The 14,515-nt window shown below is 58.6% G+C and carries 17 protein-coding genes; 7 read left to right on the forward strand and 10 right to left on the reverse strand.

Annotated elements, in window-relative coordinates; all coding sequences use genetic code 11:
• The 7 genes from VFQ24_09155 to VFQ24_09185 form a co-directional block, all read right to left on the reverse strand.
• Positions 1-103: DUF488 family protein (locus tag VFQ24_09155; protein HET9178508.1), on the reverse strand; the 103-nt coding region annotated here is incomplete at its 3' end.
• Between the two features lie 200 nt (positions 104-303).
• Positions 304-879: a DinB family protein gene (locus VFQ24_09160; protein ID HET9178509.1), complete on the reverse strand. Its 576-nt coding sequence runs from the start codon at positions 877-879 to the stop codon at positions 304-306.
• Positions 880-925: 46 nt separating this feature from the next.
• Entirely contained in the window at positions 926-1,834 is a 909-nt protein-coding gene (locus VFQ24_09165) for a pyridoxamine 5'-phosphate oxidase family protein (protein HET9178510.1), read from the reverse strand.
• A gap of 45 nt (positions 1,835-1,879) precedes the next feature.
• The gene (locus tag VFQ24_09170) at positions 1,880-2,329 is read right to left on the reverse strand and encodes a VOC family protein (GenBank protein ID HET9178511.1); all 450 of its coding nucleotides are present in this window, start codon (positions 2,327-2,329) and stop codon (positions 1,880-1,882) included.
• Positions 2,330-2,400: 71 nt separating this feature from the next.
• Positions 2,401-3,141, reverse strand: coding sequence for an FAD-dependent oxidoreductase (locus VFQ24_09175; protein ID HET9178512.1), 741 nt, complete (start codon positions 3,139-3,141; stop codon positions 2,401-2,403).
• Between the two features lie 101 nt (positions 3,142-3,242).
• Complete coding sequence (locus tag VFQ24_09180) at positions 3,243-3,614, reverse strand: hypothetical protein (GenBank protein ID HET9178513.1); 372 nt, start codon at positions 3,612-3,614, stop codon at positions 3,243-3,245.
• A 133-nt stretch (positions 3,615-3,747) separates the two neighbouring features.
• Entirely contained in the window at positions 3,748-4,515 is a 768-nt protein-coding gene (locus VFQ24_09185; protein HET9178514.1) for a c-type cytochrome, read from the reverse strand.
• A 364-nt stretch (positions 4,516-4,879) separates the two neighbouring features.
• Here VFQ24_09185 and VFQ24_09190 point away from each other — a divergent pair, with 364 nt between their 5' ends.
• From VFQ24_09190 to VFQ24_09220, 7 genes are all read left to right on the forward strand, one after another.
• Positions 4,880-5,989 carry a Gfo/Idh/MocA family oxidoreductase gene (locus tag VFQ24_09190; protein HET9178515.1) on the forward strand — a complete coding sequence of 370 codons (1,110 nt, stop codon included), beginning with the start codon at positions 4,880-4,882 and terminating at the stop codon, positions 5,987-5,989.
• Positions 5,990-6,247: 258 nt separating this feature from the next.
• Positions 6,248-8,110 (forward strand): asparagine synthase (glutamine-hydrolyzing), encoded by a 1,863-nt coding sequence (gene asnB, locus VFQ24_09195; GenBank protein ID HET9178516.1) that lies wholly within the window; start codon positions 6,248-6,250, stop codon positions 8,108-8,110.
• 21 nt (positions 8,111-8,131) lie between these two features.
• Positions 8,132-8,563: a four helix bundle protein gene (locus VFQ24_09200; protein HET9178517.1), complete on the forward strand. Its 432-nt coding sequence runs from the start codon at positions 8,132-8,134 to the stop codon at positions 8,561-8,563.
• A 58-nt stretch (positions 8,564-8,621) separates the two neighbouring features.
• Entirely contained in the window at positions 8,622-9,815 is a 1,194-nt protein-coding gene (locus tag VFQ24_09205) for a glycosyltransferase family 4 protein (protein HET9178518.1), read from the forward strand.
• A gap of 84 nt (positions 9,816-9,899) precedes the next feature.
• Entirely contained in the window at positions 9,900-10,103 is a 204-nt protein-coding gene (locus tag VFQ24_09210) for a hypothetical protein (protein HET9178519.1), read from the forward strand.
• Entirely contained in the window at positions 10,100-10,480 is a 381-nt protein-coding gene (locus VFQ24_09215; protein HET9178520.1) for a PIN domain-containing protein, read from the forward strand. The genes VFQ24_09210 and VFQ24_09215 overlap by 4 nt, the downstream gene beginning before the upstream one ends.
• A gap of 278 nt (positions 10,481-10,758) precedes the next feature.
• Entirely contained in the window at positions 10,759-10,962 is a 204-nt protein-coding gene (locus VFQ24_09220; GenBank protein ID HET9178521.1) for a hypothetical protein, read from the forward strand.
• A 185-nt stretch (positions 10,963-11,147) separates the two neighbouring features.
• On the opposite strand, the gene VFQ24_09225 is transcribed toward VFQ24_09220, so the two are convergent.
• The 3 genes from VFQ24_09225 to VFQ24_09235 form a co-directional block, all read right to left on the reverse strand.
• Positions 11,148-12,572, reverse strand: coding sequence for a sugar transferase (locus tag VFQ24_09225; GenBank protein HET9178522.1), 1,425 nt, complete (start codon positions 12,570-12,572; stop codon positions 11,148-11,150).
• Between the two features lie 312 nt (positions 12,573-12,884).
• Positions 12,885-13,928: an alpha/beta hydrolase gene (locus VFQ24_09230; GenBank protein ID HET9178523.1), complete on the reverse strand. Its 1,044-nt coding sequence runs from the start codon at positions 13,926-13,928 to the stop codon at positions 12,885-12,887.
• A 70-nt stretch (positions 13,929-13,998) separates the two neighbouring features.
• Positions 13,999-14,514: a hypothetical protein gene (locus VFQ24_09235; protein HET9178524.1), complete on the reverse strand. Its 516-nt coding sequence runs from the start codon at positions 14,512-14,514 to the stop codon at positions 13,999-14,001.
• Position 14,515 lies beyond the last annotated feature (1 nt).

The raw sequence follows: 14,515 nt of genomic DNA on the forward strand, positions 1-14,515 counted from the left end.
CGGCCTTCTTGATCCCGCGCGGCCACAATCGCTCAATTAGGAGGCGCTTTCCGTCAGTGCTTGATCGTCCTTCATAGACCCGCTTCAACTCAATCATTGTCATGCTCCCTTCATTTATGAGAATACTCATTGCCACGAGCAAATGTGTTGCCGACGAAGGCAATTCCGCCTCACGACTTGACGACTCAGATCGAAGAAGTCCCGAAACCTTCTGTCCACTTTGAGATTTGGCAAGGCGGTTTGCGCCGCGGGTGGCGCAAACCATCACGTTAGACACCACCATGTCGATTTAGCAACCCTCGGTCACTTACGCCCTGCAGCCTCTTCGTTGAGCGTCGGGTCGGCTCCTTTCCAGGTGACATCTGCCGTAGGCCCGTAAGTCGGCGGCACAGATCGGTTGAGCAGGCGAAGATAGACGGCCAATTGCGTACGATGATGCGTGGTGTGGAGCACTCTCCGCCAAAAGATCCAGATTCGCTCGCGCACAACGTCAAAGAACGTCACGCGCTCCAGCCACCACCTTTCGTTCTGCGCAGCGAAGAATGCCAGCCTCGGAAATGCCAACGCATACATCCGACGGGCATATTCTTCTGGAGAGTGACCTTGGGGAAGGATCTCCGCCGGCGGAGGTTCGGGCACGCCAAGGAACTCGCCGAAAAATCGACGTTCCGATAGCAGTTGGTGCTTCATGATCTCTTCCACTGCGCTGGCGCGTGGATGCGGCCGATACGGCATATCGTCCGGAGTGAACTCACGCCAGACTGAGACCACTTTGTTGGTTTCGCTGCCATAGATATCGAGCAGATGCTGGAAAGCAGGCGAGGAGGCCTTCGGGATGTCTGATTCCGAAATCGCTACGTAAGCATAATTCATTGGCATAGCCACGCCCTCCGAAGTGCAGGATTCGCTTTCTTGCCCGCCTCTGTTAGCTCGGATTTGCCGAGGAATATGCCACGAAGCGCCATCGGAGAGGAATCGCGTTAGGCGTTTCGATGACTCGGGTTGCCCGGTACTCGACAAGCTGATTTGCCCCAGGAAACTCCGCAACTCGATTCGGATCCCAGATCACGCAGGCGGTTCCTGTAATTTGGAGCGTAGAGCCTGTATCAAAATCGATGAAGAGGAGTCCTGCGTGGGAATCCACCGTGACATTGCCCAGAGTGTTGAGCATGCTGTTTCCCCAGTAGTTTGGGAAGACCAGGGTCTCACTGCTCATCACCTTAACGAATCCCGGATTGCCGCCGCGATGGGAAGCATCGGCGCCAGTCTCAGGATGAAAGCTTCCGACGAAAAACGTATCCGCGTCGGCAATCCATTTCTGCTGGCCAGGCGTAAGAGATTCTGACTGAACCCCCGGCTTCGCCCCCGCAGCTTCAGCCGGTTTGTCAATTGTCTCGCGGGCCTGGATATACTTCGTACACTGCGAGTAAACTCGCGCTGCATGGATGATCAACGTGCCATCGCTCGCACGTTCAGAATGACCTTTGACTTTCATTCTGCGACGGGTGGAAAACTCGACTGCAATTAACCCGACCTCGGGCCGATGCTTAAGAATTTCGTCAAGTGGGCCGCCAGGCACAGTCGTGCTGCGAATCTTCACGGTTTGACTGTCGGTTGCTTGTATAAAACCTGGAGGTCCGCACAACGCCGATACCCATACCCGTCCCGTCGAGTCCGGCGTTGCCAGAACCACCATTCGCTGGCTTTGCAGAAACTCCCGGGCGATGTTCGGCATGTCCGAGCGAATGCTCGTGCCGATGTGCTGCGCCTGCTCGCTGACTCCAGCCCGTGCCTGAACTGCCAGTTCACCGCAATGGTAGATGGACTCGATCACAAACTCCCCCTTTCTTCTCCGTCCAGGAGAAGCTTAAAAGAACCCTCAGGTGGGAGCGCCCGCGACCGGAGCCGGCCTGTCTCCCGCGCCGGTAGGACTGTAAATCTCAAGACGGATCCCATCCGGATCTTCGAAAAACACTCCGCCGGAATCCATCCCTTCGGAGTGCGGGACGATGCCGTCATACAACAACTTTACCTTCAAAGCACGAAGCTTCTGTTCCGCCTGCTTAACTTCATCGATTGAAGCAAGCTGGAACGACAGGTGATGAAGCCCAGGCTTGTGGCCGCCGAACCGTCCATCGCTTTGCTGCCACAACGTCAGAACGATGTTGTGCCCATCGCCCAGGAAGGCAAATTTGCGATTCTCCGCCTCCGATTCAAGCATGACCTTGAAACCGAAAATGTCCTGGTAAAACTTCCTGGAGCGCCCAAGGTTGGTGACGTTCAGACCTATGTGGCCCGTCTGAAGCGTCCAGCCCTCGGTTGTCTTCATACCCATTCGAATCCTCCTGTCGGGTTAGCCGCATGCGGCTACAAGGTCTTGAAGAAGCACGGCACGCGCCTTCAATACCCTGTGAACTCCTCGATCCTGATGTCATCATCATCGATGCCAGCGGCATTCAGCACCTTGTGGAGGCCGTTGACCATGGCCGCCGGGCCAGCGATGTAATAGATGGCGTTCTCGACCCCCTTCAAATGTCTCGAGAGCATCTCCTTGTCGATGAGGCCCTTTTCACCCTGCCAGCCTCGGTGAGATTTTTCCATATCGGTCATCGTGGCGATCAGATGAAAATTGGGATTCTCTTTCTGAAGGGCTTGCATTTCCTCGAGAAAGGCTGCATCCTCTGGCCTCCGGTTGGAATAAAAAAGGAAAATGCGGTGCGCCAGCTTTTCCTTTGCAGCGCGAACCACGATGCTCCTGAAGGGCGTGATGCCAATTCCTCCCGCCAGCAACACGCAGGGCCTCGATGTATCGTTATGCAGTGTCAGGCTGCCGAAGGGGCCCTCTACCTTGACTTCGGTGCCCAGCGGCACCGTCTTCAGTGATCGTTTAAAGGCGGTGTCGCGAAGACGGGTCGTTACCATCAAGAAGTCTTCCTGCGGCGCACTCGCGATAGAAAAACCGCGCGTGTTGCCTTCAGCGTCAGTTTCCGGCGGATTGGGCAGAGTGATGTCAATAAACTGGCCTGCCTTGAAAGTCCAGTCGCCCGGTTTCTCGAACTGGAAAGCCATCGTCCGCTCAGCCACTTCCTTCCGGTTTTTCAATTTCGTCATAAAGATTGGCCAAGTGGCCTGATCAACCATGATTTCCTCCGCGATTCAATAATTCCACGACGGTTGCCGGACCGCACACATCGCAAGCGCTGCGATGTGTGCGATAACCGACGAACTCCTCATTGGCCGTGTTAGGAAGCGGCTTCTATATTGCTAACCTGAATGGTCTTGGTGGCTTTGTCGTATGTTCCCGTGACCGTCACCTTCTGGCCGGCGAATTCACGCGCCTTCTCTTGATCACTGAGCTCCAAAGCCGTCTTTTTTGCAGAATTGTAAAGAACAAACTTGCTGCCGGCCTTGACACATGCCAGAGTGCAGTCTTTGGGGGTGTGAGTATGGGTTGCCTCGTACCCTCCAGGAGCGTGGCCGCCCATCGAGGCGCACATGCTGTCCATGACCTCGCCCTTGAATGTTTTTCCGTGTTGGCCCTGCGCAAAAGAAAAAGTAGCCATGACCATAATGGCCACGGCGACTAACGCCACTTTCTTCATACCCTCTTCCATTTCTTCCTCCTTCGAGCCGGTTAATCCGGCATCTTTTCTCGGCAGCAACGATAGGACCGCCGCTGTCGGAATCTGATCAGGTACTTGCTGTAGCCTTTCCCGGAATTGAATCGAAAAACAACATCATGCTCGCCTAGGATCCTTTCTGGCTTATAAGGAACACGGTGAGCGCCTCTAGCTGTTCCGGAGTTAAATTCTTGAACGATGGCATTACCGATCCCGGAGTAAATTTGGGCGGGTCCTTGAAGTGTCCGACCAGCCATTCCGATGAGCGGCCGCGCGTGCCCTCGATGCTGAGATCGGGACCGATCGTGCCGCCCTGGCCGTCGAGCTTGTGGCACCCGAAGCAGCCTTCCTGCCGGTAGAGTGTTTTCCCGTACGCGATCAGTTGCGCGTGCGTTTTATGTGACGGCTCTTGGCTGGAGGCTATCTGGGTTTCGAGGCCGGGCCCGATTTCCGGCAGCGCCTTGATAAAGTTCACCAGTTCCCACGTCTGTTCCGTAGTCAGGATCGATTTCCAGGAAGGCATCCCGGTGAGGCCCACACCGTTTTGAATAATCCAGAAGAGGTCCGCTTCCGACCAATGCTGCACGTGCGGCGAGGTCAGGTCCATGGCAGGCGGGTACATCGCCGTTCCGAGTTCGCTATCGGCGTGACCGTCGGTCGAGTGGCAGAGCGCGCAGGATCGCTGGAAAGTTTCCGAACCTCTCTGGATTGATTCTGGGGTTGACGGGACGGGGTTTTTTAGATTTTTGGCCTCGATCGGAATTACCACGTCCTTGAGGGAGTTGGCAAGCGCCCTTTCGACGGTGGTGGGCTTTCGATGGGCTGAGCAAGTTACGAGTAGAATTGCAGAACAGATCAAAACAGCGGCCATCCCGATTTCTCGCGTTCTACGCAACTTGAGCGCTCCACTGGCAATCCATCGGCACTTCTATTGGATGTTTGCAGAGTTATTTGGTTACGCAATGAGGCATTGTCGAGTTAACCTGACGCTCGGGCGCAGGTGTTGTCGGTCGTTCTGAGGCTGGGATGGGCGATGGCAACGTCATTTGCCGGTTCACCCGGAAGTGATCCGGCGGAAATTTGCGAAAGGTGACCTCGCAGTATCCGCCGCCTCGAAGACTGCCGTCAATCCGACGCATGTGTACTGCTCTCCCCGCCGCCGCGACCGGTTGGGCAAGACTGGTTGATGGAACGGCCCGCTATCGGGTACGCTGCAACGAGCATCCGAATCTAGAAACTGGGATGGAGGGCCATCGTCTGTGAGTGAATCAACTTCCGTCAGTCGCCGCCGGTTTCTTCAGTCCGCGGCAACCGCGTCTCTGTCCCTGGCAACGTCGCAGGCTAACGCTCAGATGAATATCCCGGATGGCCGCTTCATCCGAACCGGGCTGATCGGCAGGGACGGACACTACGACATTCTGCTCAACAGCATTCCCCGCCTGAAAAATGTAGAGTGGACCGCGTACGCCAAGGGCGAGCCCGGTGAGGACGCGGCGTGGATCAGAAAGCAGCGCGCCTGGACACAGAAGCTCCGCGTTTACGAGCATTACCTTGAAATGCTCGAAAAAGAAAAACTTGATGTGGTAGGAGTTTGCCTGCCGTTCTACCAGAACGCAGAAGCCGCGGTCGAAGCGTGCCGTCGGGGCATCAACGTGCTTTCGGAGAAGCCCGCGGCCACGACGATCGAGGACCTCGCCCGCCTCGAGCAGGCGGTTCGCTCGAGCGGCGTACACTACAACACCATGCTCGACATGCGAGGAATGCCCATCTTCCAGGCGGCCCGCAAAGCCGTGCGCAGCGGCGCGATTGGGGAACCGGTGCTCGTCTCCGGACAGAAATCCTACATTTGGGGAGATCGCCGGCCCTGGTATTACAGAGAGCGAACGACTTATGGCGGCACCATCGGCTGGGTCGGCATTCATGCGCTGGATTACATGCGGTGGGTTTCCGGGCAGGACTATACGCGCGTGGCTGCCTGGGAAGGAAATAAAGCCCATCCCCAATATCCTGGCTGCGAGGATCACGCCGGCCTGCTGTTCGAGCTCTCGAATGGCGGCACTGCCGTCTGCAATCTGGATTTTCTTCGACCGGAGAACGCGCCCTCCCACGGAGATTCCCGCCTGCGGATTGCGGGACGCGAAGGAGTGCTGGAAGCGTTCGAGGTTGGGAACAGGGTGAATCTGATCAGTTCGAAAGGCGCCGTGGGAGATCTCCCGCTGCCGCCCGCCGAGGACCTGTTCTCCAAATTTATTGGCGCCCTGCGGGGGGCAGGCGAGCCCTTGGTGTCGCCCGAGGATTCGTTTTCCATCACCCGCGTCTGCCTGATGGCTCGAGACGCCGCTGATCGCCGCGCCTGGGTTGCGCTGTAGCTCTCTGTTCATAGGAATGGGTCGACACGGCGCGACGGAGATCGGCGGGCGGGCGACGCGGGCCTTTCCACCTGACTCCTGATCGTCTTCAAAGCGGCGTGGTTTCTCCTCGACGGTGGCGGGCCACTGGCGATGGGCGCTATCTTGAAGGATTGACCGGATTCGGCGGGGCTGCGCGATCGCACCCATCCCGAGACGCGAGGCCCGGCGCTCCGACCGGCCCGATTTGAGATTCGATCTTTAGTCCTGAAATCCAGAATGTGTGGAATTTGCGGGGTATTCAATTTCGGAACGGGTGAGCCGGCCGAGCACGCCCAGTTGAAACGCGCGGCGGATTCGATGGCGCATCGCGGGCCGGACGACGAAGGATTTTACCTGGACGGAGATCTCGGCATCGCGAACCGGCGGCTGAGCATCATCGATCTTCCCGGCGGACACCAGCCGCTGTCGAACGAGGACGGCAGCCTCTGGATCACCTACAACGGCGAAGTCTACAACCATCGCGAGTTGCGCCGGCAACTTGAAGGCCGTCACCAGTTTCGCACCGCGACGGACACAGAAGTCATTCTGCATCTCTACGAGGAGCACGGGACCGGCCTGCTGGAGCACCTGCGCGGGATGTTTGCCTTTGCGCTGTGGGACCGCCGCCAACGCCGCCTGATGCTGGCCCGCGACCGGATTGGCATCAAGCCGCTTTACTGTTTGAGCGAGCCCGGCCGCCTGGCCTTCGCCTCGGAGTTGCGTGCCTTGCGCGAGCTTGCAACGCGGCCGCTCGAAATCGATCCACAATCCGTTTATGATTTTTTCGGCTTTCGATATGTGCCCGCGCCGAACACTTTTTATCGCGACGTCAGCAAACTGCTGCCCGGCCATTTTTTAATCGCGGACTCGAACGGCGTCCGCCAGGAATGCTATTGGGACCTGCCGGGCGAGGACGAAAAGCCGCTGGCGGCGGAGGAGTATGCCGGCGAGGTGCTGGAGACCCTGCGGGACTCCGTCCGGCTGCGCCTGATTGCCGACGTTCCGCTGGGAGTCTTTCTGAGCGGGGGCGTCGACTCCACGGCCATTGTGGCCATGATGTCGCACCTGGGCGTGCAGCCGCTGCGGACGTTTTCGGTTGGGTTTGAAGAGAAGGAATTCAGCGAGCTGCCCTACGCGCGGCGGGTCGCGGAGCGCTTTTCAACCGAACACACCGAGGTGGTGCTGCGGGCGCGCGACCTGACGGACGAGCTTCCGCGGCTGATTGCCTTCCGCGACGAGCCCGTAGCAGAGCCGACCGATGTTGCCCTCTACAGAATGTCGCTGAAAGCCGCCGAAACCGTCAAGGTGGTGCTGGCCGGCGAGGGCAGCGACGAGCTTTTCGCGGGTTATCCGAAATACGCGGCAGACCGGCTGGCCGGGCTGGTCTCGGCCTTTCCGCAGGAGGTCACCGGCACAATTTCCCGCTGGCTGCCTTTTCGCCAGCGCAGGGCGAAGCTGGCGCTCGAGGCGCTTTCAATTCCGGATGAGGCGGAACGTTCGGCCACCTGGTTCGCGTCTTTTTCCCGGCTGGAGCGAGAGGCGCTCTTCTCGCCGGACTTTCTGGCGCAGGTTGACCAGGCGCGCCCGGCCCGGGTTTTTGCGCAATATCTCGAGCATGTGCGCGAGCGGCCGCCGCTGAAGCGCATGTTGTATGCCGATCTCAAAATCTGGCTGCCCGATAATCTGCTGCTGCGCGGCGATCAGATGACCATGGCGGCTTCCATCGAGGAGCGCGTGCCGTTTCTCGATCACAAGCTGGTGGAGCTTGCCGCGCGCATTCCCGGGCGATTGCTCACACAGGGATTCCGCACCAAGGTGCTGCTGCGGCAGGCGCTCAGCCCTTATCTGCCGCCGGAAACATTGCGGCGGCGCAAGGTGGGTTTCACCGTGCCCGTCGGCGAATGGTTCAGGAAAACGCTCAATTCCTTTGTGGCTGACCTGCTGCTCTCGCGCGACGCGCGTTCGCGGGAATACTTTAATGCTGGCAATATGGAAACCTTTGTGCGCGAGCATTTCGACGGCGTCCGCGATCGCCAGAAGCAGATCTGGGCGCTGGTGAATTTTGAGCTGTGGATGAAAGGAAGAGTGAATCGTCGGTAGCGAATGGCGAATAGGGGAAAAATGAGCAACGGCAATCGTGGGACAAATACTTCCTCTGCTGGACTGCCCGCGGAGAAGTCAACCATCAAGTCTTACCGAGATTTGAAGGTATCGGAGCAAGCTATGGATTTGACGGTTGAATGTTACAAGCTGACGCAACGATTTCCCAAGACGGAGGTGTTCGGTATTGTTTCCCAAATCCGCCGTTCTGCCTCGTCGGTTCCTGCCAACATTGCCGAGGGCCATGGCCGGGAGGGTCGCGCGTACTTCATCCAATTTCTCAGAGTTGCTCAAGGCTCGTTGAAAGAGCTGGAGACGCATTTGCTCTTGTCAGCCCGGGTCGGGTTTCTGGACGATGGGGAAAGTGGCCCGGTCCTCCGGCGCTGCTCGGATGTCGGGAAAATGCTCCGGGGATTGATACGTGCGCTAGACGCCCGCACAGGTCGGCGCTAGGCGGGGCTCGGCACAACGCGCACCTATTCGCTACTCGCGACTCGCTATTCGCTAACGTATGAACGAACCTTCCGCCCCTGCCGTTTGCATCATCATTGAAAACCTGACGGTGCCCGTCGATCGGCGCATGTGGCAGGAGGCGCGCACGCTTGCCGAAGCCGGTTATCACGTGTCGGTGGTGTGTCCCACCGGGCGCGGCTTTGAGCAGACTTACGAAGTGTGCGAAGGCATTGAAATCTACCGGCACAAACTCTGGGAGGCGTCAGGACCGCTCGGGTACTTTTGGGAATACGCCGTCGCTCTGGCTTCGGAATTCCGCCTGGCGCTGAAGGCTTACCGCCGGACGCGCTTCCGCATCATCCACGCCGCCAACCCGCCGGACACTATCTTTCTGATCGCACTTTTCTTCCGACTTTTCGGCGTGCGGTTTATCTTTGACCACCACGACCTGAACCCGGAACTCTATGAGGCCAAGTTCGGCCGTCGCGGTTTGTTCTATCGTTTCGTGTGCCTCGCGGAGCGGCTGACTTATCGCACGGCGACTGTTTCCATTGCCACCAACGAGTCTTATCGCGAGATTGCCCTCACCCGCGGCGGCATGGGCCCGGAGCGGGCCTTCGTCGTCAAAAGTTGTCCCGACCTTAAAAACATTTGCATTGGTCCGCCACGGCCCGAGTTGAAAAACGGCAAGCCGTTGATGGTGGTCTACGTGGGCGTGATGGGCCCGCAGGACGGCCTCGATTTGCTGCTGGAGTCGATCCGCTACATCGTCCGGGACGCCGGCCGCGATGATGTCTCGTTTGCGCTGATTGGCAGAGGTCCTGAGACGCCCAGGTTGAAAGCGCTGACCACGGAGAAAGGGCTGGATTCCTGCGTCACTTTCACCGGACGGGTGCCCGACGCCGAGATGTGGGCCTATCTTTCAACCGCCGATTTGGGCGTGGCGCCCGATCCGAAGAATCCCATGAACGACAAGTCCACTATGAACAAAATCCTCGAGTATATGGCGTTTAGCCTGCCGGTGGTGCTCTATGACCTCACCGAGGGCCGCCGCTCGGCAGGTGATGCCGCGCTCTACGCCCGGCCCAACGATCCAACGGATTTCGCGCGGCAGATGATCAAGCTGCTCGACTCCGGAGAGCTGCGCCGCACGCTTGGCGCCCGCGCCCGCCAGCGCATCGAAGAGGGTCTGAACTGGGACATCGAAAAACGCGAGCTGCTCAAGGCCTATGAAACGGCGCTGAGCGATTGAAGTAGTGCCATGCCAGCGGTCTTATGCAGTGGGTGATTGGATACCTTATTCAATGCTGGTGTCCAATATGGTAAAATCAGGCGTATGGAAACTGCTCGTAAAATCACCGTGGAAGTGCCGCCAGATCTGCTGAAGAAGGCGCAAAAGGCTAGCGGCTCGGGCGTCACTCAAACCGTCCGTGCCGGCCTCGAACTTGTGGCGGCGTCGGAAACCTATGCTAACCTGCGCAGGCTCCGGGGCAAGGTGCGGTTCTCCCAAAGCCTGGCGGAACTGAAGACCGACCGATGATTGCCGCCGACACGAGCACCTGGATTGCTTATCTCGAAGGCATCAGGGGCAAAGATGTCCAGTTGCTTGACAAGGCGCTCGGGGACCGGCAGGTCGTGATGGTGCCTGTTGTGCTGACGGAGCTGTTAAGCGACCCCAAACTTCCCACAAGTGTTTCGAGGACCCTCGCCGAAGTTCCGCTGGTTGAAATCCGATCTGGTTACTGGGAAAGAGCTGGTGCGCTGCGGGCGTTGGTGCTGGCGAAGCGCCGCAAGGCGCGCCTTGGCGACGCGCTGATCGCTCAGGCCTGCATCGATCGGGGCATGTCTCTCATTACACGCGACCGGGACTTCCGGGCATTTGCCGAAGCCGCGGGTTTTGACCTCGTGATGGGGTAGGGAAAGCGAGCAGAAAATCGGTCGCTGTCCCTTCGGCGATCCCCTGCCCTATTCGCCATGCCATTGATAAACAACCCACTTAGCCCACCTGGGCCTACGGCCCTGCCAGGCCACCAACGCAGCCTACACATCCGATTGCAGATTTCGGCCATTTGAGGTACTCTCCGTGTGCGGTGGCTCGTGGGGCTCGAGTCAAATGCTCAAGCACCAGGGCAATGCCGGACGCGCCGCAGCCTAACCGGGAGGGAGGCAGCCAAAATCATCACCGGAAGGTGCGAATGGAAGAGAAACATGTGCTGGATGTGGTTTCCGCAATCCTCGCAAGCGGGATCGTTGCGCGGCGGGCGAAGGGGTCGCCGAAAAACGCGGCGAAGATCTTCTTTGACGTCCGGGACGAAGTGCTGAAAGGCATGCTTGATCGTGAGCTGGACAGGCTCCCGATTTATCTTACTCAGAGCTCTCCCAAGAGAGTTGAGCATTAACCTGCTGTGCAAGGCGCTCAAGGCCGGGACTGTAATCCAGCCGGGCTGGAGCACGGCGGCGCGTGCAGCGCGAGTGCCGCAATAGGCGCCGGCGGCGCAATATGCCGGGCGCTCGCAGGCCCTGCAACTCAAACACTTGTACGGACGGTAGTCCTGCCTTGTATTTGCACCCGCGAATCAAACAGTCAGCTTGCGCCGCGGCCCAGGAGAACAACGGGGATGGTTTTCAGCAGGATTTTGAGGTCCAGGCCCGGCGACCAGTTGTCGATGTACTCCATGTCGAGTTCCATCCAGCGGCGGAAGTTCAACTGATTGCGCCCTTCGAGCGCCCACAGGCAGGTGAGGCCGGGCTGCATGCGCAGACGGCGGCGCTGCCAGCCGGCGTATCTTTCCACTTCCTCGGGCAGCGGCGGGCGCGGCCCCACAAACGACATGTCGCCTTTCAGAATGTTGAGAAGCTGCGGCAGCTCGTCGAGCGAGAACTTGCGCATCAGGCGGCCGACGGCGGTGCGCCGCGGGTCATTCCGGATTTTGAACACCGGACCGTCGGCTTCGTTTAACGCGGCGAGTTCTTCGCGCCGCAGGTCGGCGCCGGCGTGCATCGAGCGGAACTTGTAAACCGTGAATTTCCTTCCTCCCAGCCCACAGCGCACTTGCCGATAAAAAACCGGTCCCGAGGATGTCAACCGGATGATGGCGGCGAGCAGCAGCAGCAGCGGCGAAAGGATCATCAACAGCACCAGGGCCATGGCGAAATCGATGGCGCGCTTTAGCAGCAACAGATACTCGTTTTCGGGCGTGGTGGTGAAGGTGAGCAGCGGCATTTCTTCCAGGCGATCGAGGTAAACCCGCGAGATGACGTGCGGGAAAAAGTTGAGCAGCACACGCGTCTTCACGCCTTCCTCTTCGCAAAGCCGGAAAGCGTCTTCAATCCTTTCCATGTCGCCCTTGGCGGCGGCGAAAACGACTTCGTCAATCACATGCCGGCGGACGAGTTCGGGCAACTGCCCAAGCGAGTAGACCGGGTACTGCCTGCGCAGGCCGCAGGCGGGCTGGGAATTTGCAGCCGCCGGTCCAATGCGCGCAAATCCGAAAATTCGCATGCCGCGTTTTTCATTGGCTTCGATGGCCTTTGCAATTTCAGCCACGCCTGGCCAGTCGCCCACAAGGAGAAATTCGCGGTAGCCGCCAAAATTGCGCCGGAGCGGGTCTCCAAGCCACCGTGCCGCCAACCGAAACGCAACCATGGCCACCAGAAGGATGACCGCATAGAGCGCAAGCAACAGGCGGCTGATGTAAACCAGTTTGAAAGCGAAGATGGTGGCGAACAACAGCGCGGTGCCGAGGAAAGCCGCCTTGATGGGGTCCCAGAAAGTCCGCAGGAGGTTTTCTTCCTGGATTTCGCGATAGCTGCCCGTTACAACGCCGACAACAATCCAAAGGATGACGGCATACGGAATGATCCACAGGTAATTTGAATCCTGATAGAGCGGCTGTGGCGTAATGAAGCGCGCGCGAACCCAATAGGCCAGCGCAAAACTGCCGAGCGCAAGCACAGTGTCAGCCAGCAGGTAGAGGACCCCGATCATCTGTTTGTGGCGGGAAAACATGCGCGCTTTTCACAGCCCGATGGGCATTCCTATCTTAGCAGAACGCGGGCGCGGAAGAATGCGTGTGATACGCCGCTCGGCCACTGTCCGAGAGCCTTTCCCGCTCATTGCGCGGGAGCAGCAGACGTAGACCAAAAGGCCGCTTCCGGTTGCAGAGCGGCCCCTTGACTGGGGACAAAGCGAAATCCGAAGCTGTGCTAGACTCGAGACCTGCCATACGAACACGTTCATCTTTATCATTGGTGGTTTCGGCGCAGGGGCAAAGCGCAAAAGAGACGAATACGGGGAATAGGGGGACGGCAAATCATCTATTTATTTCTGGTGGGTCGCGCGGACTTCTGTGACCACCTGGCGGACCGCATCAACAATCATCGCCGCCGTCAATGGATGGTTTTCAATCATCAGCTTGCCTTGCGTTGACAGACGTGCCAATCCTGGCTGGACCTGTTCCCGCTGGTATTTGTTCCACGCTGCCTCGGTCGAACCCGGGACGGAATCCTTCTCAGGGAAATCGTATTCAGGTGCAAGCACGAGCAGCGGAATGGCACCCAGACTCCCCGCCGCCTCCACCTGCTGCATGCTCTTTTCCCGAGCGCACAATTCGCTGCCTTGCACGGCGGTGGGATTGTCGGAGAGAAAATCGAGCTCCGTCTGTTCCGCCGGCGTCAGGCCGAAGCTTGTCGTTCTGCGCGGTTTTTGGGACTTAGTCAACAAGCGGTTCAAACCGCTCCTGGCCAAGAGTGGAAAAACTGTGCATGCGGCGGCTCGGACGCGAGGCGCGAACGACCCGAATTCTCTTGCCCATCCGCCTTTGGCGTTCTCGGGGTATAGAGCGGCCGCACGGGGATCGTCCACTCCGTTGGCGTTCAGCATGACAACGCCGGCGACTTCGCTAGGATACAGCCCGTGATAAACGCGAAGGTGCGACGCTGCGTCGCCAGCGCCAACCAGCACGTAGGGCGGGGGAACGCCTGCGTCATGAAGGAGCGCATGGAGGTCTTCGACGACATCCTTAAAAGTGCGCGGGATTGGGGCCGGTTCACTCCATCCATAGGCCGCACGGTCGTACCAGCAGGCGCCAGAGAACTTCGCCACTTCGCGTTGAACGGCGGACCAACTGTAACCGGCCGCGTGCCCGAAGGTATCGGATACGACCGTCGGACCGCCTTCCCCTGAGCAGTAAATATTAAGCGTGCGGCCGCCAATATCCACGGACCGACCAATCTGCGGGTAGCGCCCCCGGTCCTTCCGCTCGCCGACCTTTTCATAAATCATTCCTGCAATGACCAGCACTAATATGGCCGGGAGACCTATCTTGGCCGCAGAACTGATCCATCGTTTTACGCCTGGTCGCATAGGACACACCTCCGCGCGCACAGACTCACACCGTCTGAGTCATACAGGAATCAATGTGAGTTCGTGACAGCTAAAGTTTGATCCAAACGCCGCTGGCCCTCCGTCTTCGGGCCATCAGGTAAGCTCCGAGCAGGCTGACAACTCCCAGCCCCAGCATGACAACAGCGCCGGCTTCAAGGGCAAAGACCGTGCCCTGCCATTCCGCGACAGGACTCGCAAATCCCCGAGGCAATGCCCTGCGGGTGAGAATTGCAGTAGTAAAACCTGCTAGGATCAGAATTCCGCAGATTGCGGCAGGGATGACAAGCGATTCCGCGAGTGTAACGGCCGAGGAAGCGACTCTCTCAGTTGTGGCCAGCGCTTCACCCCATTCTTTGCCGAGCGATCGAGCAAAGTCATAGAGTATGCGAAACCAAAACGCGAACCGTTTGCTGAGTGTGCCGTCCCGCAGATGGAGAGCATAAGCGTCGTCAAAAATCTGGAGCATCTCCGGACCGAAACGAACCCGGAAATCAGGCGGGTAAAGTAGCAGTAAGCGTCCGTAGAGACGCTCCACGAACCTTTCGTTTAGGGTAAGAACCGCCATA

It is taken from the genome of Terriglobia bacterium (assembly GCA_035712365.1).
Taxonomy (GTDB): Bacteria; Acidobacteriota; Terriglobia; order UBA7540; family UBA7540; genus SCRD01.